The organism is Bradyrhizobium sp. SZCCHNRI1029 (assembly GCF_032487555.1).
In the GTDB taxonomy this organism is placed as follows: Bacteria; Pseudomonadota; Alphaproteobacteria; order Rhizobiales; family Xanthobacteraceae; genus Bradyrhizobium.
This window is the reverse complement of the sequence record NZ_JAUEUK010000007.1, coordinates 265,796-288,284: the sequence shown is the minus strand read 5'-3', so window position 1 is coordinate 288,284 and position 22,489 is coordinate 265,796. Positions and strand designations below refer to the sequence as shown.

General features: G+C 66.0%; 21 protein-coding genes. 15 read left to right on the top strand and 6 right to left on the bottom strand.

The window, feature by feature from the left end:
- Positions 1 to 121: 121 nt before the first annotated feature.
- The 4 genes from QW861_RS21430 to QW861_RS21415 all read left to right on the top strand — a co-directional run bounded on the left by QW861_RS21430 (position 122) and on the right by QW861_RS21415 (position 3,465).
- Entirely contained in the window at positions 122 to 946 is an 825-nt protein-coding gene (locus tag QW861_RS21430) for an ABC transporter permease (protein WP_316193461.1), read from the top strand.
- Positions 943 to 1,716, top strand: a complete 774-nt coding sequence (locus tag QW861_RS21425; RefSeq protein ID WP_316193460.1) for an ABC transporter ATP-binding protein — start codon at positions 943 to 945, stop codon at positions 1,714 to 1,716. Before QW861_RS21430 ends, QW861_RS21425 begins: the two co-directional genes overlap by 4 nt.
- Positions 1,717 to 1,756: 40 nt before the next feature.
- Positions 1,757 to 2,962: an agmatinase family protein gene (locus QW861_RS21420; RefSeq protein ID WP_316193459.1), complete on the top strand. Its 1,206-nt coding sequence runs from the start codon at positions 1,757 to 1,759 to the stop codon at positions 2,960 to 2,962.
- A 134-nt stretch (positions 2,963 to 3,096) separates the two neighbouring features.
- Positions 3,097 to 3,465 carry a hypothetical protein gene (locus QW861_RS21415; protein WP_315717174.1) on the top strand — a complete coding sequence of 123 codons (369 nt, stop codon included), beginning with the start codon at positions 3,097 to 3,099 and terminating at the stop codon, positions 3,463 to 3,465.
- 12 nt (positions 3,466 to 3,477) lie between these two features.
- Here QW861_RS21415 and QW861_RS21410 read toward each other — a convergent pair whose 3' ends face one another.
- The 3 genes from QW861_RS21410 to QW861_RS21400 form a co-directional block, all read right to left on the bottom strand.
- The gene (locus QW861_RS21410; protein WP_316173223.1) at positions 3,478 to 3,732 is read right to left on the bottom strand and encodes a hypothetical protein; all 255 of its coding nucleotides are present in this window, start codon (positions 3,730 to 3,732) and stop codon (positions 3,478 to 3,480) included.
- Between the two features lie 3 nt (positions 3,733 to 3,735).
- Positions 3,736 to 4,089 (bottom strand): PilZ domain-containing protein, encoded by a 354-nt coding sequence (locus QW861_RS21405; RefSeq protein WP_315717130.1) that lies wholly within the window; start codon positions 4,087 to 4,089, stop codon positions 3,736 to 3,738.
- Positions 4,090 to 4,221: 132 nt separating this feature from the next.
- Positions 4,222 to 5,142, bottom strand: a complete 921-nt coding sequence (locus tag QW861_RS21400; RefSeq protein WP_316193458.1) for a helix-turn-helix transcriptional regulator — start codon at positions 5,140 to 5,142, stop codon at positions 4,222 to 4,224.
- A gap of 109 nt (positions 5,143 to 5,251) precedes the next feature.
- Here QW861_RS21400 and QW861_RS21395 point away from each other — a divergent pair, with 109 nt between their 5' ends.
- The 4 genes from QW861_RS21395 (at position 5,252) to boxB (ending at position 11,084) form a co-directional block, all read left to right on the top strand.
- Positions 5,252 to 6,790, top strand: a complete 1,539-nt coding sequence (locus QW861_RS21395; protein WP_316193457.1) for a benzoate-CoA ligase family protein — start codon at positions 5,252 to 5,254, stop codon at positions 6,788 to 6,790.
- Between the two features lie 136 nt (positions 6,791 to 6,926).
- A complete protein-coding gene (locus tag QW861_RS21390) occupies positions 6,927 to 7,730 on the top strand; it encodes an alpha/beta hydrolase (protein ID WP_316193456.1) in 804 nt (267 codons plus the stop codon).
- A 95-nt stretch (positions 7,731 to 7,825) separates the two neighbouring features.
- On the top strand, positions 7,826 to 9,514 hold the full coding sequence (gene boxC / locus QW861_RS21385; RefSeq protein ID WP_316193455.1) for a 2,3-epoxybenzoyl-CoA dihydrolase: 1,689 nt from the start codon (positions 7,826 to 7,828) through the stop codon (positions 9,512 to 9,514).
- A gap of 118 nt (positions 9,515 to 9,632) precedes the next feature.
- A complete protein-coding gene (gene boxB / locus QW861_RS21380; protein WP_316193454.1) occupies positions 9,633 to 11,084 on the top strand; it encodes a benzoyl-CoA 2,3-epoxidase subunit BoxB in 1,452 nt (483 codons plus the stop codon).
- Positions 11,085 to 11,205: 121 nt separating this feature from the next.
- Here boxB and QW861_RS21375 read toward each other — a convergent pair whose 3' ends face one another.
- Together QW861_RS21375 and QW861_RS21370 are read right to left on the bottom strand one after the other, a co-directional pair.
- Positions 11,206 to 12,015 carry an SDR family oxidoreductase gene (locus tag QW861_RS21375; RefSeq protein WP_316173221.1) on the bottom strand — a complete coding sequence of 270 codons (810 nt, stop codon included), beginning with the start codon at positions 12,013 to 12,015 and terminating at the stop codon, positions 11,206 to 11,208.
- Between the two features lie 117 nt (positions 12,016 to 12,132).
- Positions 12,133 to 13,191 carry a polysaccharide deacetylase family protein gene (locus tag QW861_RS21370; RefSeq protein WP_316193453.1) on the bottom strand — a complete coding sequence of 353 codons (1,059 nt, stop codon included), beginning with the start codon at positions 13,189 to 13,191 and terminating at the stop codon, positions 12,133 to 12,135.
- 164 nt (positions 13,192 to 13,355) lie between these two features.
- Between QW861_RS21370 and QW861_RS21365 the strand changes: the two genes are divergently transcribed.
- The 4 genes from QW861_RS21365 (at position 13,356) to QW861_RS21350 (ending at position 17,954) form a co-directional block, all read left to right on the top strand.
- The gene (locus QW861_RS21365; RefSeq protein WP_316187461.1) at positions 13,356 to 14,750 is read left to right on the top strand and encodes an OmpA family protein; all 1,395 of its coding nucleotides are present in this window, start codon (positions 13,356 to 13,358) and stop codon (positions 14,748 to 14,750) included.
- A gap of 4 nt (positions 14,751 to 14,754) precedes the next feature.
- Positions 14,755 to 15,060: a hypothetical protein gene (locus tag QW861_RS21360; RefSeq protein ID WP_315717139.1), complete on the top strand. Its 306-nt coding sequence runs from the start codon at positions 14,755 to 14,757 to the stop codon at positions 15,058 to 15,060.
- 502 nt (positions 15,061 to 15,562) lie between these two features.
- Positions 15,563 to 16,618 (top strand): lysylphosphatidylglycerol synthase domain-containing protein, encoded by a 1,056-nt coding sequence (locus tag QW861_RS21355; RefSeq protein WP_315751236.1) that lies wholly within the window; start codon positions 15,563 to 15,565, stop codon positions 16,616 to 16,618.
- A gap of 28 nt (positions 16,619 to 16,646) precedes the next feature.
- The gene (locus tag QW861_RS21350; RefSeq protein WP_315717141.1) at positions 16,647 to 17,954 is read left to right on the top strand and encodes an ATP-binding protein; all 1,308 of its coding nucleotides are present in this window, start codon (positions 16,647 to 16,649) and stop codon (positions 17,952 to 17,954) included.
- A gap of 122 nt (positions 17,955 to 18,076) precedes the next feature.
- Here QW861_RS21350 and QW861_RS21345 read toward each other — a convergent pair whose 3' ends face one another.
- Positions 18,077 to 18,592 (bottom strand): GcrA family cell cycle regulator, encoded by a 516-nt coding sequence (locus QW861_RS21345; protein WP_315717142.1) that lies wholly within the window; start codon positions 18,590 to 18,592, stop codon positions 18,077 to 18,079.
- Positions 18,593 to 19,069: 477 nt separating this feature from the next.
- Here QW861_RS21345 and QW861_RS21340 point away from each other — a divergent pair, with 477 nt between their 5' ends.
- From QW861_RS21340 to QW861_RS21330, 3 genes are all read left to right on the top strand, one after another.
- Positions 19,070 to 20,281 (top strand): aspartate aminotransferase family protein, encoded by a 1,212-nt coding sequence (locus tag QW861_RS21340; protein WP_315751238.1) that lies wholly within the window; start codon positions 19,070 to 19,072, stop codon positions 20,279 to 20,281.
- A gap of 8 nt (positions 20,282 to 20,289) precedes the next feature.
- Positions 20,290 to 21,216 carry an ornithine carbamoyltransferase gene (gene argF / locus QW861_RS21335; RefSeq protein ID WP_315717175.1) on the top strand — a complete coding sequence of 309 codons (927 nt, stop codon included), beginning with the start codon at positions 20,290 to 20,292 and terminating at the stop codon, positions 21,214 to 21,216.
- 252 nt (positions 21,217 to 21,468) lie between these two features.
- Positions 21,469 to 22,464 (top strand): Hsp33 family molecular chaperone, encoded by a 996-nt coding sequence (locus QW861_RS21330; protein WP_315717144.1) that lies wholly within the window; start codon positions 21,469 to 21,471, stop codon positions 22,462 to 22,464.
- The last annotated feature ends 25 nt before the right edge of the window (positions 22,465 to 22,489 follow it).

The window sequence follows — 22,489 nt, the reverse complement described above, 5'->3', positions numbered from 1 at the left end:
CCCTCATCCTGAAGAGCTTGCGCGAGCGCAAGCATCTCGAAGGATGAGGCCCACATCGGGGCCTCATGGTTCGAGACGGCGCTGACGCGCCCCTCACCATGAGGATTGAGGGAGCCTGTTGATGCCGCGTGCCATGAACGTCGTTCCGAACCGGGGCAGCCGGCTGTTGCTGGCCCTGTTGCCGTTCCTGCTGATCGCGCTGATCTACGTGGTCGGATCGGCGCAGCGGCGCGCGGACAATCCCGACGACAAGCTGCTGCCGCCGGTCTCCGAGATGGTCGCGACCTCCAAGCGGCTCGCGACCGAGCCGGATCGCCGCTCCGGCGACTACGTGCTGTGGTCCGACACGGCGGCGAGCCTGCAGCGCCTCGCGCTCGGCCTCGGCATTTCCGCCGCCATCGGTCTCGTGCTCGGACTCGCCATCGGATTGCTGCCAGTGGCCGGCGCCGGCTTCGGCACGCTGATTGCGGTTCTGTCGATGATCCCGCCGATGGCGATGCTGCCGGTTCTGTTCATCGTGTTCGGCCTCGGTGAGCTGTCCAAGGTGGTGCTGATCATCATCGGCGTCACGCCGACCCTGGTGCGCGACCTCTCGCTCGAGGTGCAGAACATGCCGCGCGAGCAGCTGATCAAGGCGCAGACCCTGGGCGCCTCGACCTGGCAGGTCGCGATCCGCGTGGTGCTGCCGCAGATCATGCCACGCCTGATCCAGGGGCTGCGGCTCATGATCGGGCCCGCCTTCCTGTTCCTGATCTCGGCCGAGGCGATCGCCTCCGATGTCGGACTCGGCTACCGCATCTTCCTGGTCCGCCGCTATCTCTCGATGGATGTGATCCTGCCCTACGTCGTCTGGATCACGTTGCTTGCCTACATCCTCGACTACGCGCTGGTCTGGTTCGGACGGCACGCCTTTCCCTGGGCATATGCGCGAGGCAGCCGCCAATGAGCACGCTCTCCTTCCGCAACGTCTGGGTCGAATACGGCAACCAGGTCGTGCTCGAGCGCATCAATCTCGAGATCGCCTCCGGCACGTTCCTGTCGATCGTCGGCCCGTCCGGCGCGGGCAAGAGTACCTTCCTGCGCCTGATCCTCGGCCAGGAGAGGCCGAGCCAGGGCGCGGTGCTGCTCGACGGCCGGCCGTTTCCGGCCGAGCCCGGACCGGACCGCGGCATCGTGTTCCAGCGCTACTCGGTGTTCCCGCATCTGACCGTGCTCGGCAACGTGCTGCTCGGCTACGAGCTTGCCGGCAGCCCGTTCACGGCGCGGCTGTTCGGATCGGCGCGCAAGGCGGCGATGGAGAAGAGCCTCGCGCTGATCGAGGCCGTCGGCCTGGCCGAGCATCGCGACAAATATCCAAGCGCGTTGTCCGGCGGCATGCAGCAGCGCCTGGCGATCGCGCAGGCCCTGGCGAAGCAGCCGCGCGTGCTGCTGCTCGATGAGCCCTTCGGCGCGCTCGATCCCGGCACCCGCGCCCAGATGCATGCGCTGATCAAGCCGCTGTGGCGCCAGCACAACATGACCATCGTGATGGTCACCCACGACATCAAGGAGGCGTTCGGCCTCGCCACGCGGCTGATCGCGCTCGACCGTCCCCGCAAGGATCCGCAGGCGCCGGAGCGGTTCGGCGCGCGCATCACCTACGATCTCGATCTCACCCGCGACAGCGCCGTGCCCGTGCTCGGATTCATCCGCGCCAGCCTGCAGGCGACGCAATAGTCAGTTCAAGAAACGTCGAAAGAAACGAAGGAGAGTCTCCATGTCATTCCCATTCATGCGCCGGTCGCGCCGCGCCGGATTGCACTCGCAGCGCCGGAGCATGCGCCGTCACCATCCGGACTTCGACAAGATGGCCACGCAAGGCTGGCAGGCGCTGGAGGCCGAGGGCAAGCTGCCGACCAACGGCTGGCGCAAGGAGCGGCAATGGGCGCTCGACATGGGCCTGCCCGGCGCCGACACGCTGACGGATCGCGACATCCCGACCTTCGCCCGCGGCGAGCTGCCGCATTTCGCCGGCATCAACACCTTCATGAAGGCGCCGTATGTCGAGAACGTCCGCGACGTCGGCAAATACGACGCCGCAGTGATCGGCATCCCCTTCGATTCCGGCACCACCTATCGGCCCGGCACCCGCTTCGGGCCGCAGGGCATCCGCCGCATCTCCGCGCTCTACACGCCCTACAACTATGAGCTGGGCGTCGACCTGCGCGAGCAGATGACCTTGTGCGATGCCGGCGACGTCTTCACGATTCCCGCCAATCTGGAAAAGAGCTTTGACCAGATCAGCCGCGGCGTCGCGCATGTGTTCTCGTCCGGCGCGCTGCCGATCATGCTCGGCGGCGACCACTCGATCGGCTTTCCGTGCGTGCGCGGCATCGCGCAGTGCACCGACAAGAAGATCGGCATCATCCATTTCGACCGCCACATCGACATCCAGGAGAAGGATCTCGACGAGCGCATGCACACCACGCCCTGGTACTGGGCGACCAACCTGCCCAATGTGTCGCCGACCAATCTGGTGCAGCTCGGTATCGGCGGCTGGCAGGTGCCGCGCGAGGGCGTCGAGGTCGCGCGCAAGCGCAACACCAACGTGCTGACCATCGCCGACATCGAGAAGATCGGCCTGGAGAAGACCGCCGAGATCGCGCTCGAGCTGGCCTGGAAGGATGCCGACGCGGTCTACATCTCGTTCGACGTCGACTCCATCGATTGCGGCTTCGTGCCCGGCACCGGCTGGCCAGAGCCCGGCGGCTTCCTGCCGCGCGAGGCGCTGAAGCTGCTGGGTCTCGTCGCCGCCGAAGGCCTGTGCGGACTCGAAGTGGTCGAGGTCTCGCCGCCCTACGACACCTCGGACATCACCGCGCTGATCGGCGTCCGCGTCGTCGTCGAGGTGCTCGGCTCGATGGTCGCGCACGGCAAGCTCGGCAGCCACAAGTCCATCATCAACAAGCCGGTCAGCTACTGAGGCCCGCGATGCGTCATCATCACCACCATCACGGCCATCATCATGATCATCACCACGATCATGGCCACGACCATCATCACGACCATCCGACGCATGGCCCCGGCCACAACCATCCGCACGGCCACCGTTCGCCGGTGCAATGGCAGACGCCGCATCAGCCTGAGGGCGCCAAGCCTGCCGCGGTGGTCGAGCCGGATCTCGACAAGGTCGAAGCCGCCTTCGTCGACGGCTTCATCGCCGCGCCGGATCCGACCAGCTTCCTGCGGCTGGCGCGGGTCCCGTTCGAGATCCTGCGCGACGGCACGAGCCTCAAGCTGCTGCGCGTCGAGATCGACGCGCTGACGGACGTCGGCAGCCTGACGCCGCATCTCGGTGGCGTCACCTTCCGCTACGATCCGCTGCCGTCGAACTTCATCTCCCGCCGCCGCCGCCTGCGCTTCGTCTATTTCGATGGCGCCAGCCTCAAGCCGCTGACCTATGCGGAGCTGCGGGAGATCGAGTGACCAGCTCAGAACTCAAGGCAGCGGCGTTCGCTTGAGCGCCGCTGCAAGCGCCTCGAAGCGACCGGTGACTTCCGGCAGCACGAATGCGCGCACGGTCGAGGCCGCCGCGACGCCGATCACCAGCACGATGACATATTGGGCGGCGAGCAGCAGCGTGACGCGCCGGAGCCAGTGCGATCGCGGGCGCTCGGCGGCGCGCGCCGCGACCGGCGGCGGCGCATCGGAGGCGATCAGCCAGTCGTCGTGCTCTTGCGAGGATTCGGACATTGCTCAGTGCCCCGAGAGCAATTGCTCGAGGCGCGATTTGAGCTGCCTGTTGGCGCGCTCCTGCAGGCGCAAGGCGCGCGCCGTTTCGAGATCGATCACCTCGCCATCGTCGTGAAGGAAGGCGAGGCCGGCGCCCGCGCCGTCGCGCCACACCATCTGCGCCGGTCGTGACCATCCGCGCCGTTCGATGCTGATCTCGACGCGGTCCGGCAGCAGCACGCTGCCCTCGAGCTCGACCTTGACGCCGCGGTGGTTGAAATTGCGCACGACGCAGGCCAGCGTCGAGCAGCCTGAATTGAAGGTCAGCACGCCGCCATAGTAGACGCGCTGGCGAGCCTCGCGACGACGATTTTGCATCCCACGTCCTCCAGTGACTTAACGATTGATTAATCAATCGGAGGGTGTGTGGCGAGTCTCGCCGGTATTGAAATGTGGGTGGTGGTTAATGCGTACCGGACGCTTGCGGCGCGATCGAAGTCGCACGACGTCTCACGCCCGCGCGAACATCCGGGCGTCGCCAGTCAGCACCGGCTTCACGGCTTCGCCCAGCCGTGCGGCCGCCGCTTCGACCGACAGTCCCGCCGTATCGACCACCGCATTGGCCCTCGCGTACAGCGGCTCGCGGCTCGCCAGGATGTTGCGCAGCTCGGCCATCGCCGAGCGGTCGTCGGCCATCGGGCGGAGGTCGCCCTGCTTACGCACGCGCCCCATGTGCTCCTCCGGCTCCGCCTTGAGCCAGATCGTGTAGAACGAGGTCAGGATCAGGTCGAAGGTGACCGGCTCGGAGACGATGCCGCCGCCGGTCGCCAGCACCATCGGCTCCTTGCGCGCGAGCAGTTGCACCAGGGCGGCCTGCTCCATGCGGCGAAAGCCTTCCTGGCCGTAGAGCGCGATGATCTCGGCAACCGAAAGCCCGTTCTGCCGCTCGATCTCCTTGTTCAGCTCGACGAAGCTCCAGCCGATCCGCTCCGCCAGCATCTTGCCGAGCGTCGACTTGCCGGCACCGCGCAGGCCGATCAGCGCAATGCCTGAGAACGAACGCCGCAGCGGCGCCGACGCGCCCCCGGCAAGCAGCTCCTTGACCTCGGCGATCTGGCTCGGGCTCGCCTTCTTCAGGAGATCGCGAATGACCGGCCAGTCCGGCGATGGCTCGCCGCCGGGGATGATGTCGTCGAGCGGCGCGTTGATCGCGTTGGCGATGCGGCGCAGCAGCACGATCGAGACATTGCCCTTGCCGCTCTCGAGCTGGGCGATGTAGCGCTCGGAAATCCCGGAGACATCGGCCAGCACCTTGCGCGACATGCCGGCGAGGCCGCGCATCCGCCGCACCCGCTGGCCCAGCTGGTCGAGGAAATCGCTCTCGGCCGCGGACTGGCCGTCGTCGCGCGGGGCATCGCTGTGTGGCGTCATATCCCTGAGGCACTCTTTTGAGTAGGAAACATAATGCCGGGGAGGATTGACAGCAAGCGATGTTGGTGGCCTTGTATGAATTATAATTCAAAAATCCGGGGAGAATGCCGTGAAGTCGTACAATGCGGTATCGTGGCTGCTTGACCGCAATGTCGAGGCGGGGCGCGGCGACAAGCTCGCCTACACGGACACGGTCTCGGAGCTGACCTATCGCGGTCTGCAACAGCAGACCTGCCGCGTCGCCAACATGCTGCGTCGCCTTGGCGTCCGCCGCGAGGAGCGCGTGGCGATGATCATGCTCGATACGGTGGATTTCCCCGCGGTGTTTCTTGGCGCCATGCGCGCGGGCGTCGTCCCGGTGCCGCTCAACACGCTGCTGACCTCTGACCAATACGCGTATGTGCTCGCCGACTGCCGCGCCCGCGTGCTGTTCGTGTCCGAGGCGCTGTATCCGGTGGTGAAGGACATTGTCGGCCGGATGCCGGATCTCGATTGCGTCGTCGTGTCCGGCGCCAATGCCTTCGGCCACAAGCTGCTCACCGAGGAGCTCGCGCGTGAGAGCGATCAGTTCGACACGGTCGCGACCCACGAGGATGAGCCGGCGTTCTGGCTGTATTCATCCGGTTCGACCGGCATGCCCAAGGGCGTGCGCCATCTGCACGGCAATCTCGCCGCGACGGCCGAGACCTATGCCAGCCAAGTGCTCGGCATCCGCGAGAGCGATGTCTGTCTGTCAGCCGCAAAGCTGTTCTTCGCCTATGGCCTCGGCAATGCGCTGACCTTCCCGCTGTCGGTCGGCGCAACCACGATCCTCAACTCCGAGCGCCCGACGCCGGCGCTGATGTTCAAGCTCCTCAACCGCTACAATCCGACCATCTTCTACGGCGTGCCGACCTTGTTCGCCGCGATGCTGCACGATGAGTCGCTGCGCCATGAGAAGGCCGGCAGCGCTCTGCGCATCTGCACCTCGGCCGGCGAGGCGCTGCCGGAATCGGTCGGCAGTGCCTGGAAGGCGCGGTTCGGCGTCGACATTCTCGATGGTGTCGGCTCGACCGAGCTGCTGCACATCTTCCTGTCCAACGTGCCCGGGGACATCAAATACGGCTCATCGGGGCGCCCTGTGCCGGGCTATCAGGTTCGTCTTGTCAACGAGGCCGGCCAGGACGTGCCGGACGGCGAGGTCGGCGAGATGCTGGTGCATGCACCGTCCGCCGGTGAGGGCTACTGGAATCAGCGCCACAAGACCCGCTCGACGTTCGAGGGCTATTGGACGCGCACCGGCGACAAATATGTGCGCGACGCCGATGGGCGCTACACCTTCTGCGGCCGCTCCGACGACATGTTCAAGGTCTCCGGCATCTGGGTGTCGCCGTTCGAGGTCGAGAGCGCGCTGATCACGCATCCCGCGGTGCTCGAGGCTGCCGTGGTGCCGGAAGCCGATCCGGAGGGGCTGTTGAAGCCGAAGGCCTATGTCGTGCTGCGCCCGAGCGTCGATCGCTCGACCCTGCACGAGGCACTGAAGGAACACGTCAAGCAGAAGATCGGCCCGTGGAAATATCCGCGCTGGATCGAGGTGGTGGAATCCTTGCCGAAAACCGCGACCGGCAAGATCCAGCGCTTCAAGCTGCGTGAGGGGGCGGGTCAGTAGTTGGCCCCCACTCGCGGGAGTGGTCCTGCTCTTGGTTGTCGTCATGGCCGGGCTTGTCCCGGCCATCCATTCCGCCTCGACAAGAAAGACGTGGATGTCCGGGTCAAGCCGGGCATGACGAAGGAGAGAGTGACCCGTGCAGCTTTCATCGAACGGCTTCCTCACCATCGATTCCGCCGATCTCGAATATCGCCTGATCGGTGCACGGCCCTCTGACGCTCCTTGCATCGTGCTGCTGCATGAAGGGCTCGGCTCGGTCGGGCTGTGGGGCGACTTTCCCGACAAGCTCCGGCAAGCCACCGGTGTTTCCGTGTTCGTCTATTCGCGCGCCGGCTACGGCGACTCCAGCCCGGTGTCTCTGCCGCGGCCGCTCGACTACATGCAGCGCGAGGCGTGCGACGTGCTGCCGAAGCTGCTCGATGCGATCGGCTTCTCGCGCGGGCTCCTGGTCGGCCATTCCGATGGCGCGACGATCGCGGCGATCTACGCCGGCAGCCGAGCCGATCATCGCCTAGATGGCGTCGTGCTGATCGCGCCGCATGTCATCGTCGAGGATGTCTCCGTCTCCTCGATCGCCGCCATCAAGACGACCTACGAGACATCGGAGCTGCGCGCCAAGCTGTCGCGCTGGCACAAGAACGTCGACAACGCGTTTTACGGCTGGAACGGCGCCTGGCTCGATCCGGCATTCCGGGCCTGGGATATCACCGGCGACCTCGCGTACATCCGCGTTCCCGTGGCCGTGATCCAGGGCGTCGACGACCAGTACGGCACCATCCGCCAGGTCGAGATCATCCAGGAGGAGTGCTACTGCCCGGTCGAAGTGACGATGCTGCCCAACACCGGCCATTCCCCGCATCGCGAGGCGCCGGACGCCACCTTGCGGGTCATTGCCGAGTTCGCGGCCGCGACCTTGCCGGCCCCGGCATCACGAACATGAAACAAAGTGCATGTTTCGGCTTTTTGTCGTAGACGCCAGCCATAACATGAATTATTGTGCATCTCAACGATAAGCACTCCAACGAAGGGTGACACATGGCCGGGGAAGACCGCGTGCTCGCGGGAGGCAAGACGTTCATCGATTTTCAGACCGATCCCTCCCGCTACAAACATTGGAAGCTCTCGATCGATGGCGAGGTGGCGACGCTCGCCATGGACGTCGACGAGAATGGCGGCCTGTTCGAGGGCTACCAGCTCAAGCTCAATTCCTATGATCTCGGCGTCGACATCGAGCTCGCCGATGCCGTGCAGCGGCTGCGTTTCGAGCACCCGCAAGTGAAGGTCGTGGTGCTGCGCTCGGCCAAGCCGCGCGTGTTCTGCGCCGGCGCCAACATCCGCATGCTCGCGGGCGCGACCCACGCCCACAAGGTGAACTTCTGCAAGTTCACCAACGAGACCCGCAATGGCTTCGAGGATTCATCCGAGAATTCCGGCCAGCGCTTCATCACCGTGGTGAACGGCACCGCGGCCGGCGGCGGCTATGAGCTCGCGCTCGCCACCGATCACATCATCCTCGCCGACGACGGATCGTCTTCGGTGTCGCTGCCGGAGGTGCCTCTGCTCGCGGTGCTGCCCGGCACCGGCGGCCTGACGCGCGTCGTCGACAAGCGCAAGGTGCGCCGCGACCGTGCGGACGCGTTCTGCACGACGGAAGAGGGCGTCAAGGGCAAGCGCGCCGTGCAATGGCGCCTCGTCGACGAGATCGCGCCGAACTCCAAGGTCGACGCCAAGGTCGCTGAGCGCGCCAGGGAGTTCGCGGCGGCCTCCAAGCGCAACGGCAGCGGCAAGGGTGTCGCGCTCACGCCGCTGAAGCGCATCATTGACGCGAGCAGCGTGCGTTACGGCTTCGTCAATGTCGACATCGACCGCGCCGCCCGCATCGCCACGATCACGATCACGGCTCCCGAAGCTGCGCCGCCGGCCGACATCGACGGTATGATCGCGCAGGGAGCCTCCTTCTGGCCGCTGCAGGTCGCGCGCGAGCTCGACGATGCCATCCTGCATCTGCGCATCAACGAGCTCGGCATCGCCATGCTGGTGTTCAAGTCGCATGGCGATCGCGACAAGGTGCTCGTGCATGACGCGTTCCTTGAGGCCAACAAGGCGCACTGGCTGGTCAACGAGGTCAGGCATTACTGGAAGCGGGTGCTGAAGCGCATCGACGTCACCTCGCGCACGCTGGTCACGCTGGTCGAGCCCGGTTCCTGCTTCGCCGGAACGCTCGCCGAGTTGGTGTTCGCTTCCGACCGCTCCTACATGCTGATCGGCACCATCCAGGGCGACAACCGCCCGGCGCCGGCGATCGAACTGTCGGCGATGAATTTCGGTCCCTATCCGATGAGTCACGGCCTGACCCGGCTGGAGTCGCGCTTCCTCGCCGATCCCACCGATCTCGCGCGTGTGCGTGAGCAGGTCGGCAAGCCGCTCGAAGCCGATGAGGCCGAGGAACTCGGCCTCGTGACCTTCGCGCTGGATGACATCGATTGGGAGGACGAGATCCGCGTCTTCCTCGAGGAGCGCGCCAGCTTCTCGCCGGACAGCCTCACCGGTCTCGAAGCCAATCTGCGCTTCGCCGGCCCTGAGACGATGGAATCGAAGATCTTCGCCCGCCTCACCGCCTGGCAGAACTGGATCTTCCAGCGGCCCAACGCGGTCGGCGAGGAGGGCGCACTCCGGCGCTACGGCACCGGCGAGCGGCCGCAATATGACATGGCGCGCGTGTAGTTATCATCCGTCATGGCCGGGCTTGACCCGGCCATCCGCGAGCTAATCGAGACGAACGACGTGGATGCACGGCACGAGGCCGGGCATGACCACCGGGAAGATTTCAGGGAGGCACGCCATGAACATGAACATCATGAACGTCGACTACTCGACCAAGATTCCGAACAACGTGAATCTCGCCGAGGACCGCCAGGTCCTCAAGGCGCTGGAAGGCTGGCATCCCGGCTACGTCGACTGGTGGAACGACATGGGCCCCGAGGGCTTCCAGCAGTCGCTGGTGTACTTGCGCACGGCCTATTCGGTCGATCCGCGCGGCTGGGCGAAGTTCGATTACGTCAAGATGCCCGACTATCGCTGGGGCATCCTGCTGGCTCCGCAGGAAGAGGATCGCAAGATCCCGTTCGGCGAGCACTATGGCGAACCGGCCTGGCAGGAGGTTCCCGGCGAATATCGCGCGCTGATGCGCCGCCTGATCGTGATCCAGGGCGACACCGAGCCGGCCTCGGTCGAGCAGCAACGCCATCTCGGCAAGACGGCGCCGTCGCTCTACGACATGCGCAACCTGTTCCAGGTCAACGTCGAGGAGGGCCGTCACCTCTGGGCGATGGTCTACCTGCTGCAGAAATATTTCGGCCGCGACGGCCGCGAGGAGGCCGACGAGCTGCTGCGCCGCCGCTCGGGCGATGCGGACAGCCCGCGCATGCTCGGCGCCTTCAACGAGAAGACGCCGGACTGGCTGTCGTTCTTCATGTTCACCTACTTCACCGACCGCGACGGCAAGATGCAGCTGCACTCGCTCGCGCAGTCCGGCTTCGATCCGTTGTCGCGCACCTGCCGCTTCATGCTGACGGAGGAGGCGCATCACATGTTCGTCGGCGAGACCGGCGTCGGCCGCGTGATCCAGCGCACGGTCGAGGCGATGCGCGAGGCCGGGATCGACGATCCCACCGACATCGCCAAGGTCCGCGCGCTGGGCGTGATCGACCTGCCGACCATCCAGAAGAAGTTGAACCTGCACTACACGCTGTCGCTCGACCTGTTCGGCTCGGAGGTCTCGACCAACGCGGCCAATGCCTTCAATGCCGGCATCAAGGGCCGCTATCACGAGACCCAGATCCAGGACGATCACCAGCTCAAGAACTCGACCTATCCGGTGCTCAAGCTGGTCGACGGCGAGATCAAGCGGGTCGACGAGCCGGCGCTGACCGCGCTCAACATGCGCCTGCGCGACGACTACTCGCAGGACTGCGTCAAGGGCCTGCTGCGCTGGAACAAGATCATCACGACCGCAGGCTACGACTTCCAGCTCAAGCTGCCGCATACCGCCTTCCACCGCGCCATCGGCGAGTTCAGGGACGTCCATGCGACGCCCGACGGCATCCTGATCGACGAGGGCACGTGGGCGAAGCGCAAGGGCGACTGGCTGCCGTCGGCCGACGACGGCGCCTACATCTCCTCGCTGATGAAGCCGGTCACCGAGATCGGCGAATACGCCTCGTGGATCGCGCCCCCGAAGGTCGGGATCGACAACAAGCCGGGTGACTTCGAGTACGTGAAGATCGAGACTTGATGAGAGGCGAATAGCGAGTTGCGAGTAGCGAATAGGGGAAGTAGCCTATTCGCTATTCGCTATTCGCTATTCGCTATTCGCTATTCGCTATTCGCTATTCGCTATTCGCTATTCGCCCTTCTCAGCTGTCCCATCCCGCACCCGGAATGCCCGGGTTCGCGTAGACGATGCCGCCATCGACCGCGATCGTATTCCCCACCACGTAGTCGCCCGCGCGCGAGGCGAGGAAGATCGCCGTGCCAGCCATGTCCTCGTCGGTGCCGATGCGCCCAGCGGGCACGCGCGAGGCGACCTCGTCGGCGTTGTCGCGCGCGGCCTTGTTCATGTCGGACTTGAACGGTCCGGGCGCGATCGCGGTCACCACGATGTGGTCCTTGATCAGCTTGGCCGCCATGCGCCGCGTCAGATGGATCAGGCCGGATTTGCTCGCCGCATAGGAATAGGTCTCGAGCGGGTTGACGAAGATGCCGTCGATCGAGGCGATGTTGATGACCTTTGCCGGCCGTTCGGCGCTGGCCGCCGCACGCAAGGGAGCTGCGAGCGCCTTGGTCAGGAAGAACGGCGTCTTGAGGTTGAGGTTCATCACCTTGTCCCAGCCGCTCTCCGGGAATTCGTCGAAGTCGGCGCCCCATGCCGCGCCGGCATTGTTGACGAGGATGTCGAGCTTGGGCTCGCGCTTCTTGATCTCGCCCGCGAGCGTCTCGATGCCGGCCATCGTCGAAATGTCGATCGGCAGCGCGACGCATTCGCCGCCATATTCCGTCGTCAGTGCCTTGGCGGTCGCCTCGCAGGGCCCGGCCTTGCGCGCGGTGATGTAGACCCTCGCCGCGCCATGCGCGAGCAGGCCGGATGCGATCATCTTGCCGATGCCGCGCGAGCCGCCGGTGACGAGCGCGACGCGTCCTTCGAGTGAGAACAAGTTCCTGAGCATGAAGCCTCCCTTTCCTTATGTCATGCGCGCTTGTGAGCGGGACGCGCCAGCACGTCAAGTGAGACGCAGTCGCACGAATTCGCCGCAATTCAATCGGAGGGCAACGTTATGGCGGGGCTATGCCGCGTCGATGCGGCGAAAGCCGTTCCACATCGCGGTGGCCGCGCCCGAGGTCAGCACCGGCAGCACGCGGGCGTGCTGGTAATGGCCGTTCAGCGAGACGCGCGACAGGGCCGTGAGATGATCGGCGCTTTCCGCGAAGATCATGCCGGGCCGGGTGGTGACGGCGGTCTTGTAGCCGCTCGCGGCCGCCAGCACGAATTCGCGCTGGGAAGCGGCGGCGCGGTCGCCGTAGGGGTAGGCCATGTGCAGCACCGGCCGCTGCAACTCGTTCTCGATCCGAGCACGGCTGTCGGCGATCTCGATGCGCGCCGTCTCCTCGGTCTGCTTGGCGAGATTGCAGTGACTGATCGAATGCGCGCCGATCGAGATCAATGGCTCAGTCGAAAGCGCCCGGAGCTCGTCCCAGGACAGGCAGAGCTCACGGCAGATCGAGGCCTCGTCGACGTCGTAGCGCGCGCACAGCGCGCTGATCTCACGCCGGACGTCGTGCTCGCCCGGCAGTGCGCGCAGCCAGTCGTGCAGGCGCTGGAACGTCACGCATTTGGCTGCCGGCGTCGATGCATCGAGCTGCAGCGACAGCCCGCCGATCTCGATGTCGATCGCGTCAGTCTTCGCGACCAGCCGCTCCAGCGTCACCCACCAGAGCCGGCCCAGTCCCGATGCGAAATCGCTCGTCACATAGATGGTGAACGGCGCATCGAACTCGCGCATGACAGGCAGCGCGAAGTCGCGATTGTCGCGATAGCCATCGTCGAAGGTGAAGCAGGCGAAGCGGCGCGAGAAGTCCTTCGCCACCAGCCGGCTGTGCAACTCGTCGAGGGTGATGATCTCGATGTCGTGGTCGCGCAGGTGCGACAACATCTCGCGCAGGAAATCCGGCGTGACCTCGAGGTGACAATTGGGCTGGAAATCGGCGTCGCGGTGCGGCCGCACATGATGCAGCGTATAGATCGCACCCACGCCCGAGAAGATCGGGCGCAGCCAGACATGCGCGCCGCTCAGATACAGCGCTTCCAGGCCGGCACGGATAAAGGTTTTGCGAAATCGCCTCATCTGAAATATGCGGCCCGGTGAGTGTCGGGACAAGGTTACCGACGAATGATTGAAGAAAACCTTAGCCTGCGGTCACAACGTACCGTGCGGCGCTCCTCATTTCCGGTTTGACAGGCATGCAAGGGTTTGTTTTCTCTCTGCTTCCTCGATGCGACGGATGACGAATGCGCGGACTTTTCAGGTGGAGCGGGAAATGGTGGCCTGGCGTCATTCCGCTGATCGTGCTTTGGGGCCTCGCGGCCTGGACCAGCACCGTTCCCCTGGAGAATGATCTCGCCGGACGCAGTTCGGCCGTCCTGACGGGGGCGGTGCTCGACAGGACAAGCATCACGGTGGACGGCCGCGATGTCTCGCTGCGCGCCAATGCGTTTTCCGAGGCCGGACGCCGCGATGCGGTTGCTGCGGTCGACGGCGTGGCCGGCGTGCGGCTCGTCAACGACGAGACGCGGCTGGTCCCCGAGGCCAAGCCCTTCGTCTGGTCGGCCGAGCGCGACGTCGTCCGGGTGACGCTGGGCGGCAGCGCGCCGCTGCCCGCCTTGAAGGGCAAGCTGATGGACGCGACCCGGGCGGCGCTGCCGGGCGTGGAGGTCGCGGATCAGATGGGCCTGGCACGCGGCGCGCCGGCGCGCTTCGAGGATGCGGCGCTGCTGCTGATCGGCCAGATCGCCAAGCTGAAGGACGGCAAGTTCACGATCTCCGACGGCGACGTCACATTGTCCGGCATGGCGCGCGAGCTCGGCGGCCGCGAGGCGATCGCGGCCGCGCTCGGAAAGCTGCCGGACGGCTTCAAGGTCGCCAGCAACGAGGTCAAGGCGCCGCCCTATGTCTTCCAGGCCTACAAGGACCCGGTCGCGGTCACCGTGACGCTTGCAGGCAACGTTCCCGACGAGAACATCCACGCCGTCGTCGTCGGCTCTTCATCGCGCAAATTCTTCAGCGAGAAGGTCGTCGACAATCTCAAGAACAGCCTCGGCGCGCCAACCAATTTCGTGAATGCGGTGGTGCCGGCGCTGGGCGCCTTGTCACGGCTGTCGACCGGCACGCTGGTGGTGTCCGACCGTGACATCAAGATTTCCGGTGATGCGCTTTACGACGCCGCAGCGGCCCAGATCCGGACCGGGCTCGCCAAAGATGTCCCACAGGGCTGGCAGGTGAAGGCCGACATCACGGTGAAGCCGGCAGCCGCCCCGGTCGATCCCACGGTGTGCCAGCAGCTGTTCTCCGACCTGCTCGGCAAGGCCAAGATCCGGTTCGAGACCGGCCGCAGCGACCTCGACAGGGATTCCACCGGTCTGCTCGACCGCCTCGTCGAGATCGCGTTCCGCTGTCCCTCCGCCAATGTCGAGATCATCGGGCACACCGATGCCGACGGCGACTCTGCCGCCAATCAGGTGCTGTCGCAGAAGCGCGCCCAGGCGGTGGTCGATTATCTGGTCAAGGCCGGACTGCCGGCCGACCGTTTCAGCGCGATCGGCTATGGCAGCACCCAGCCGGTCGCCGCCAACGACACCGCCGACGGCCGGGCGCAGAACCGGCGCATCGAATTCGTGGTGAGGTAACGTCATGGCCTATCTCGTTGCCTTTCACTGGGGCTGGCTGGCCGGCGCATTCGCCATCGGGCTGGCGATGGGCTGGGTCGCCGTGGTGCATCGCGCCCCGCGCGTGTCGGGCTGGCTGACCTGGCTGCTGGCGGCGCTGGCCGCCGGCCTGGTCGCGACGGCCGTGGCCTGCCTGATTCCCGGCCGGGCCGGCTACTGGCTCGAGCTGCTGCTGATCATGTTCGTGCCCTACCTCGTCGGCTGCGCCATCGGCACCTGGCTTCGGGCGCTGGTGGTGATCCGCAGCATGCGGACGAAATCGGCGGCCTGAGACCGCCGCCCCGGACTGCACCCGACGCCATCTGCCGAGACTGCGGCGGCGCGCCCGCCGTCCGCGTGCCCCGGGTCATCGCAACTGCGAGACACGAAGGTTTGACGAGGCGCGAACCTGTCAAACGCGCGGCTCGCGCTTATCGTTGAGCCATGCTGACCCGCCGAACCGCTGGGCGCCCCGGAAGCCCCGGAGATTCGCGTTCCTCACCAAAGTTTAACCTGGGGTTTGCAGGCTGGCGGGGACGTGCGCTGCCCCGCCGTCCTGCATGATGCCTTGTCCGATGCCTTTGCCTGATGTCTTGCCTCATGTGCGGCAAAACGGTGCATCGCATTTCCGCAAAGCCTGCTAAGTATATCCATGTGTACGCTTTTGTTCGCACGCTCCGTGTTCCCCAATGCGTCGAAACGCGCTACGAGGGCGTTGTATGCGCACATGATGCTGCGGCCTCCGGGGCGCGGCGTCCCCGGCCGTCGTGATCGGATCACGGTGAGAGGTGTAGATGCTTGAAGCCATACGCAGAGCGGCCACGTTCCTGCGCGAGAAGCAAGTCCTGCACAAGCTCGGCGTGCTGATCAGCATCGCTGTGATCGCGGTCGCCTGCTACGTCCTCTACCACATGCTGCGCGGCATCGACACCTACGAGGTGCTCGAGGCGATCAAGAGCACGGAGCCGCATCAGATCGCGCTCGCCGCGCTGTTCGTCGCCGCCGGCTATTTCACGCTGACCTTCTACGATCTGTTCGCGGTGCGCGCGATTGGCCACGACCACGTGCCCTACCGCGTCAACGCGCTGGCCGCCTTCACCAGCTATTCGATCGGCCACAATGTCGGCGCCAGCGTCTTCACCGGCGGTGCCGTGCGCTACCGCGTCTATTCGGCCCATGGGCTGAACGCCATCGACGTCGCCAAGATCTGCTTCCTTGCCGGCCTGACGTTCTGGCTCGGCAATGCGGCCGTGCTCGGGCTCGGCATCAGCTATCATCCGGAGGCAGCCGCCTCGATCGACCAGCTGCCGCCCTGGGTCAACCGCATGGTGGCGATCGCGATCCTGGTCGGTCTGTTGGGGTATGTCGCCTGGGTATGGACCAAGCCGCGCGTGGTCGGCCGCGGGCCGTGGACCGTGGTGCTGCCGAGCGGCCCCCTGACCCTGCTGCAGATCGCGATCGGCATCATCGACCTCGGTTTCTGCGCGCTGGCGATGTATGTGCTGGTGCCGGACGAGCCCAATCTCGGCTTCGTCGTGGTGGCCGTGATCTTCGTCTCGGCGACCCTGCTCGGCTTCGCCAGCCATTCCCCCGGCGGGCTCGGCGTGTTCGACGCCGCGATGCTGGTCGGGCTGTGGCAGATGGACCGCGAGGAGCTGCTGGCCGGAATGCTCCTGTTCCGGATGCTGTATTATTTGGCGCCGTTCCTCATTTCTGTAATCTTGCTGACGTTTCGCGAGGTTATCATCAGCACGCGGTCGAAACGGCTGCGGCAGGCCGCGCTCAGCCTCGATCCGGGCCCCCCACCGGAAGCCGCTTTTGTGAGGAAACGCAGCGATTCCGGTGCCTGACGCCAGCTCAAGGGAACAGTAGGACGAGATGGCCCTCGACGCTCCCTCCGACACGCCGCTCTCGATCTTCACCCCCTGGCCGGACCGGCTGCGCCATTCCGCGATCATCCTGCTCGCTGCGGCGCTCGCGCTTGCCGGGCTCGTGCTGCTGGACGAGCTGCTGCCGCTGCGGGCCCTGGCGGTATTCCTGTGTATTTCCGCCGCCGCCCTGGTGCCGTGGCGGCTGCATGGCGCGGTCGCCAAGCGTGAGGAGGAGCGCCACGCCAACCCGGTCGAGGCGCCGGCCGTCAGCGCGGTGGTCGAGGGCATCCCCGATCCCGCCGTGCTGCTCGACCGCGCCGGCCGAGTCATCCACCTCAATGCCGCTGCCGCGCAGCTCGCGCCGGCCCTGCGCAAGGGCGAGCTCGCCCAGTTCGCGCTGCGCACGCCGGAGATCATCACTGCGCTGCGCGAGGCGATCGCCACCACCGAGATCCGCCGTGCCACCTATCACGATCACGTTCCGGTCGATCGCTGGATGGAGCTGATCATCACGCCGGTGCCGGTGCCGACGGCGTTCGGCGGCACGGACAAATGCATGCTGATGACGTTCCACGATCTGACCCCGCTGCGCCGGGTCGAGGAAATGCGCGCCGACTTCGTCGCCAATGCGAGCCACGAGCTGCGCACGCCGCTGGCGGCGCTCTCGGGCTTCATCGATACGCTGCAGGGGCCGGCCAAGGACGATCCGAAGGCGCGCGAGCGCTTCCTCGGCATCATGCACATCCAGGCGACGCGCATGGCGCGGCTGATCGACGATCTGCTGTCGCTGTCACGGGTGGAGCTGTCGGCGCATGTCCAGCCCCACGCCATGGTCGACGTCGTCCCCATCATCCGCCAGGTCACCGACGGGCTGGAGTCGCTGGCGCGCGAGCGCCAGGTGGTGATCGAGACCAGCCTGCCGGACGTGCCGGTGACGATCGCCGGCGACCGCGAGGAGCTGCTGCGCGTGTTCGAGAACCTGATCGAAAACGCGCTGAAATACGGCGCCTCGGGCGGGCGCGTGATCGTCTCGCTGGAGCAGGCCGTCTCCGCCGAGAACGCGCCGGAGATCCGGGTCAAGGTGCGCGATTTCGGCCCCGGCATCGCGCCCGAGCATCTGCCGCGCCTGACCGAGCGCTTCTATCGCGTCGATGTCGGCGACAGCCGCGCGCAAGGCGGCACCGGGCTCGGCCTCTCCCTGGTGAAGCACATCCTCAACCGCCATCGCGGCCGGCTGCTGATCGAAAGCGTGCCGCGCAACGGTGCCGCCTTCACGGCGTGCTTTCCGCAGTCGAAGCCGGCGCGGGGCGCCTGATCGCCCGTCGCATCTGCGGCCCGGCGCGGGCCGGGCTCACGTCCATGGTCGTTGTGAGTTGAGGCCGCCGGAGATCCCAGGGCGATGCGGAGCATCCTCATCGCCCGTCGCGGCCAACTTCCTCAGCGCGTGGTCGACTTCGCCGGCTGGCGGCGGCGGTCGGCCGCGGGCTGATAGGCGACGCGCGAATGCTGCGCGCAATAGGGCAGACCGGAAAGCGCCTTGCCGCCGCAGAAGAAGAAATCCGCGCTTGAGGGATCGCCGACCGGCCAGTGGCAGGTCGCCTCGTTGAGCTCCAGCAGCGACAGCCGCTGGTTCATCGGCACGACGTTGTCGAATGCAACCGGATCGGGCTCCGCCTCAACCTCGAAAACCTGTGCGAGCGCCGTGTTGCCGCGCGCCACCGGGCGCGCCACCCGCATCATCGGCTGTGCCGGGCGGGCCGCCTTGCGCTGGCGCGGTGCCGCGGTGGCCGGGCTCTTGGCGCGGCCGGACAGGCCCAGCCGGTGCACCTTGCCAATCACGGCGTTGCGCGTCACGTTTCCGAGTTCCGCGGCGATCTGGCTGGCCGACAGTCCGGCTTCCCAGAGTTTTTTCAGTTGCTCGACGCGATCGTCGGACCAGGTCAATACGGTCATCGAACCTTTCCCTTCGCGTTGCGCCGGCCAATTCCGGGACGGCGCTGCGATGCTGTCTCAAGAAAATCCCTGGCGGCAGAATCCCTTGTCCCTCGCCGGGCACGCGCAAGGCACCCGGACGTTACGCAAACTCAGAGAACTTCGAGAGGGATCAGAACTGCCGCACGAGATGTCGTACTCGACGTTGAAAACGCTACAATATGGCGTGACTCCCGCGCAAGAGTCGGCGGCCGCAGTCCACACATTCCGTGGTTCCCTGTGGCGTATCTCGAGGCGTGTCAGGCGTCCGGAATCTCACGGGCCGGCCCCCCATGCATCAGCTGACGCGTAGTTGACTCCCACCGCTGCCCGCATACAATAGATGCACGTGCCGCCTTGAAAAGGCGGCACATTTTGTTTTCCAGGGTGGGGTCCCTGATGCGCGATGGCGCCGCGTGGCGCGTGTCTCGGCCGGCCCGTCAGCTCATGTGATCCGCCATGACCAGTGTTGCCGCTACGCATCTCCTCCCCGTATTCGCCCGGGTCGATCTTTCGTTCGAGCGCGGCGAAGGCGCGTGGCTGATCGCGACCAATGGCGACCGTTATCTCGATTTCACCTCGGGCGTCGCAGTCAATTCGCTCGGCCATGCGCATCCGCATCTGGTCAAGGCGCTGCAGGAGCAGGCGGCCAAGCTCTGGCACATGTCGAACCTGTTCAAGAGCCCGGATGGCGAGCGCCTTGCCGCGCGGCTGTGCGAGCAGAGCTTTGCCGACTACGTATTCTTCGCCAATTCGGGCGCGGAGGCGATGGAAGGCGCGATCAAGATCACGCGCAAATATCACGCCGCCAAGGGACATCCCGAACGGTATCGTATCATTACGTTCGAAGGCGCGTTCCACGGCCGCACGCTCGCCACGCTCGCCGCGACAGGTTCGGCCAAATATCTCGACGGCTTCGGTCCGCCGATGGACGGCTTCGATCAGGTTCCGTTCGGCGACATCGAAGCCGTGAAGAAGGCGATCGGTCCGCACACCGCCGGCATCCTGGTCGAGCCGGTGCAGGGCGAGGGCGGCGTGCGCACCGCGCCGCTGCCGTTCTACAAGGCGCTGCGCCAGCTCTGCGACGACAACGGTTTGTTGCTGGTCATCGACGAGGTCCAGACCGGCATGGGCCGCACCGGCGATCTGTTCGCGCATCGCTGGCTCGGCGTCACGCCGGACGTGATGTCGCTGGCCAAGGCGCTCGGCGGCGGCTTTCCCATCGGCGCCGTGCTTGCGACGGCCGAGGCCGCGTCGGGCATGACGCCGGGCTCGCATGGCTCGACCTTCGGTGGCAATCCGCTGGCGGTCGCCGCGGCCAACGCCGTGCTCGACGTGATGCTGGCGCCCGGCTTCTTCGATCACGTCCGCAAGATGTCGTTGCTGTTGAAGCAGAAGCTCGCCGCCGTTCTCGATCGTCATCCCGACATCATCTCCGAGATCCGCGGCGAGGGCCTTCTCATCGGCGTCAAGGCGGTGGTGCCGTCGGGCGATCTGGTCACGGCGCTGCGCGATCAGAAGCTGCTCACCGTCGGCGCGGGCGACAACGTCGTGCGCTTCCTGCCGCCGCTGATCGTCAACGAATCCGAAATCGAACAATCGGTCGAGATGCTCGATCGCGCCTGTGCGGCGCTGTCGGGCGCGCCTGCCAAGCAGGCGGCCGCATCATGAGCAAGACCATGGGCAATACGCCGCGTCATTTCCTCGATCTCACCGAGATGCCGGTGGAGGAGCTGCGCAACGTGCTGGCGCTGTCCAGCGCGATGAAGAAGACCTTGAAGGCGCGCGAGCCGGCGAAGAAGCCGCTCGAGGGCAAGGTGCTGGCGATGATCTTCGACAAGCCGTCGACGCGCACGCGCGTGTCGTTCGACGTCGGCATGCGCCAGCTCGGCGGCGAGGCGATCATGCTGACCGGCACCGAGATGCAGCTCGGCCGCGGCGAGACCATCGCCGACACCGCGCGCGTGCTGTCGCGCTATGTCGACGCCATCATGATCCGCATCCTCAGTCACGAGGCGCTGCTCGAGCTTGCCGCGCATGCCACCGTGCCCGTGATCAACGGCCTGACCCGGCGCTCGCATCCCTGCCAGGTGATGGCCGACGTGATGACCTTCGAGGAGCATCGCGGCTCCATCGAGGGCCGCACCGTGGCCTGGACCGGCGACGACAACAACGTGCTGGCCTCCTGGGCCCATGCCGCCGAGCGCTTCAAGTTCCGGCTCAACGTCGCCACCCCGCCGCAGCTGTCGCCCGGCAAGCCGATGAAGGATTTCATCCGCGCCACCCGGGCCGACATCCATCTCGGCCACGATCCGGAAGTCGCTGTCGCCGGCGCCGACTGCGTCGTCACCGACACCTGGGTGTCGATGGGCGACAAGGATGGCGAGCATCGGCACAATTTGCTCAAGCCCTATCAGGTCAATTCCAAGTTGATGTCGCTGGCGAAGCCCGAGGCGCTGTTCATGCACTGCCTGCCGGCCCACCGCGGCGAGGAGGTCACCGACGAGGTGATCGACGGCCCGCAGTCGGTGGTGTTCGACGAAGCCGAGAACCGCCTGCATGCGCAGAAGGGCATCTTGGCCTGGTGCTTCGGCGAGCGGGCTTAGGGTTCGACGGCGCAATTTCACCGGTGTCGTCCCGGCCTTGAGCCGGGACCCATACCGCGTGATCGAACTGATTTGCAGCTGTGGCCGTTGCTCGGCGTAGTTGGAGCGATCGTGGTTCGTCGGTTACGGCTTAGCGTCGGCGACTACCACCGGCGTTCCTCGATAGCATCCGCGGTATGAGTCCCGGCTCAAGGCCGGGACGACAGCCGGGGATGCCCTTCCATTCGTTTCAATCATCCCCAAATACGCCCCATGACAACCAATCCCCCCGACACCGACATCAACCTCGATACCAGCCGCGCCCCCTCGGCGGTGCCGGTCGACGACGCCGTGCTGCCGTTCGAGGTCGCGGCGCTCGATCTGCGCGGGCGACTGACCCGCATGGGCCCGGCGCTCGACGACATTCTCACCAAGCACGCTTATCCCGCGCCCGTGGGCAAGCTGCTCGGCGAGGCCATCGTGCTGACGACCTTGCTCGGCTCCGCGCTGAAATTCGACGGCCGCTTCATCCTGCAGACCCAGACCGACGGCCCGGTGTCGTTCCTGGTGGTCGACTTCCAGGCACCCGACCGCCTGCGTGCCTATGCCCGCTTCGACGAAGCCCGGCTGGCTGAGGCCAAGGATTCCGGCGGCCTGCTCGGCAAGGGGCATCTGGCGATGACCATCGACCAGGGCGCCGACATGAGCCGCTACCAGGGGCTGGTCGCGCTCACCGGCGGCAGCCTGGAGGAGGCCGCTCATGAATACTTCCTGCGCTCCGAGCAGATCCCGACCCGCGTGCGCCTCGCCGTCGGCGAGGAGTGGAGCGGCGGCAAGCACCGCTGGCGTGCCGGCGGCCTCCTGACGCAATTTTTGCCGCAGGCGCCGGAGCGCTTGCGCCAAGCCGACCTGCATCCCGGCGATGCGCCCGAAGGCACCGAGCTGCATGCGATCGAGGAGGACGAGGCCTGGGTCGAGGGCCAGTCGCTGGTCGCGACCGTCGAGGATATCGAGCTGATCGATCCCGCGCTGTCGGGCGAGCGGCTGCTGTATCGCCTGTTCCATGAGCGCGGCGTGCGCGTGTTCGACCTCGTGCCGCTGCAGGCGCGCTGTTCCTGCTCGCGCGATGCGGTTGCCAACATGCTGAAGAGCTTCTCGCCCCAGGACCGCGCCGACATGGTCAAGGACGACAAGGTCGTCGTCACCTGCGAGTTCTGCTCCTCGGTCTATCACTTCACCCCGCACGAAGCCGGCGTGACGGAGAACTGACTCTGTCGCGCTCGCTCCGCGCGTC

Bases quoted from the DNA above. Each gene is read 5' to 3' on its own strand.
- QW861_RS21430 (WP_316193461.1), top strand. From the start codon at position 122: ATGCCGCGTGCCATGAACGTCGTTCCGAACCGGGGCAGCCGGCTGTTG.
- boxB (WP_316193454.1), top strand. From the start codon at position 9,633: ATGAACATGAACATCATGAACGTCGACTACTCGACCAAGATTCCGAAC.
- QW861_RS21400 (WP_316193458.1), bottom strand. From the start codon at position 5,142: ATGACGCCACACAGCGATGCCCCGCGCGACGACGGCCAGTCCGCGGCC.
- QW861_RS21355 (WP_315751236.1), top strand. From the start codon at position 15,563: ATGCTTGAAGCCATACGCAGAGCGGCCACGTTCCTGCGCGAGAAGCAA.
- argF (WP_315717175.1), top strand. From the start codon at position 20,290: ATGGGCAATACGCCGCGTCATTTCCTCGATCTCACCGAGATGCCGGTG.
- QW861_RS21405 (WP_315717130.1), bottom strand. From the start codon at position 4,089: ATGCAAAATCGTCGTCGCGAGGCTCGCCAGCGCGTCTACTATGGCGGC.
- QW861_RS21375 (WP_316173221.1), bottom strand. From the start codon at position 12,015: ATGCTCAGGAACTTGTTCTCACTCGAAGGACGCGTCGCGCTCGTCACC.
- QW861_RS21425 (WP_316193460.1), top strand. From the start codon at position 943: ATGAGCACGCTCTCCTTCCGCAACGTCTGGGTCGAATACGGCAACCAG.
- QW861_RS21350 (WP_315717141.1), top strand. From the start codon at position 16,647: ATGGCCCTCGACGCTCCCTCCGACACGCCGCTCTCGATCTTCACCCCC.
- QW861_RS21365 (WP_316187461.1), top strand. From the start codon at position 13,356: ATGCGCGGACTTTTCAGGTGGAGCGGGAAATGGTGGCCTGGCGTCATT.
- QW861_RS21420 (WP_316193459.1), top strand. From the start codon at position 1,757: ATGTCATTCCCATTCATGCGCCGGTCGCGCCGCGCCGGATTGCACTCG.
- QW861_RS21360 (WP_315717139.1), top strand. From the start codon at position 14,755: ATGGCCTATCTCGTTGCCTTTCACTGGGGCTGGCTGGCCGGCGCATTC.
- QW861_RS21340 (WP_315751238.1), top strand. From the start codon at position 19,070: ATGACCAGTGTTGCCGCTACGCATCTCCTCCCCGTATTCGCCCGGGTC.
- boxC (WP_316193455.1), top strand. From the start codon at position 7,826: ATGGCCGGGGAAGACCGCGTGCTCGCGGGAGGCAAGACGTTCATCGAT.
- QW861_RS21410 (WP_316173223.1), bottom strand. From the start codon at position 3,732: ATGTCCGAATCCTCGCAAGAGCACGACGACTGGCTGATCGCCTCCGAT.
- QW861_RS21370 (WP_316193453.1), bottom strand. From the start codon at position 13,191: ATGAGGCGATTTCGCAAAACCTTTATCCGTGCCGGCCTGGAAGCGCTG.
- QW861_RS21330 (WP_315717144.1), top strand. From the start codon at position 21,469: ATGACAACCAATCCCCCCGACACCGACATCAACCTCGATACCAGCCGC.
- QW861_RS21345 (WP_315717142.1), bottom strand. From the start codon at position 18,592: ATGACCGTATTGACCTGGTCCGACGATCGCGTCGAGCAACTGAAAAAA.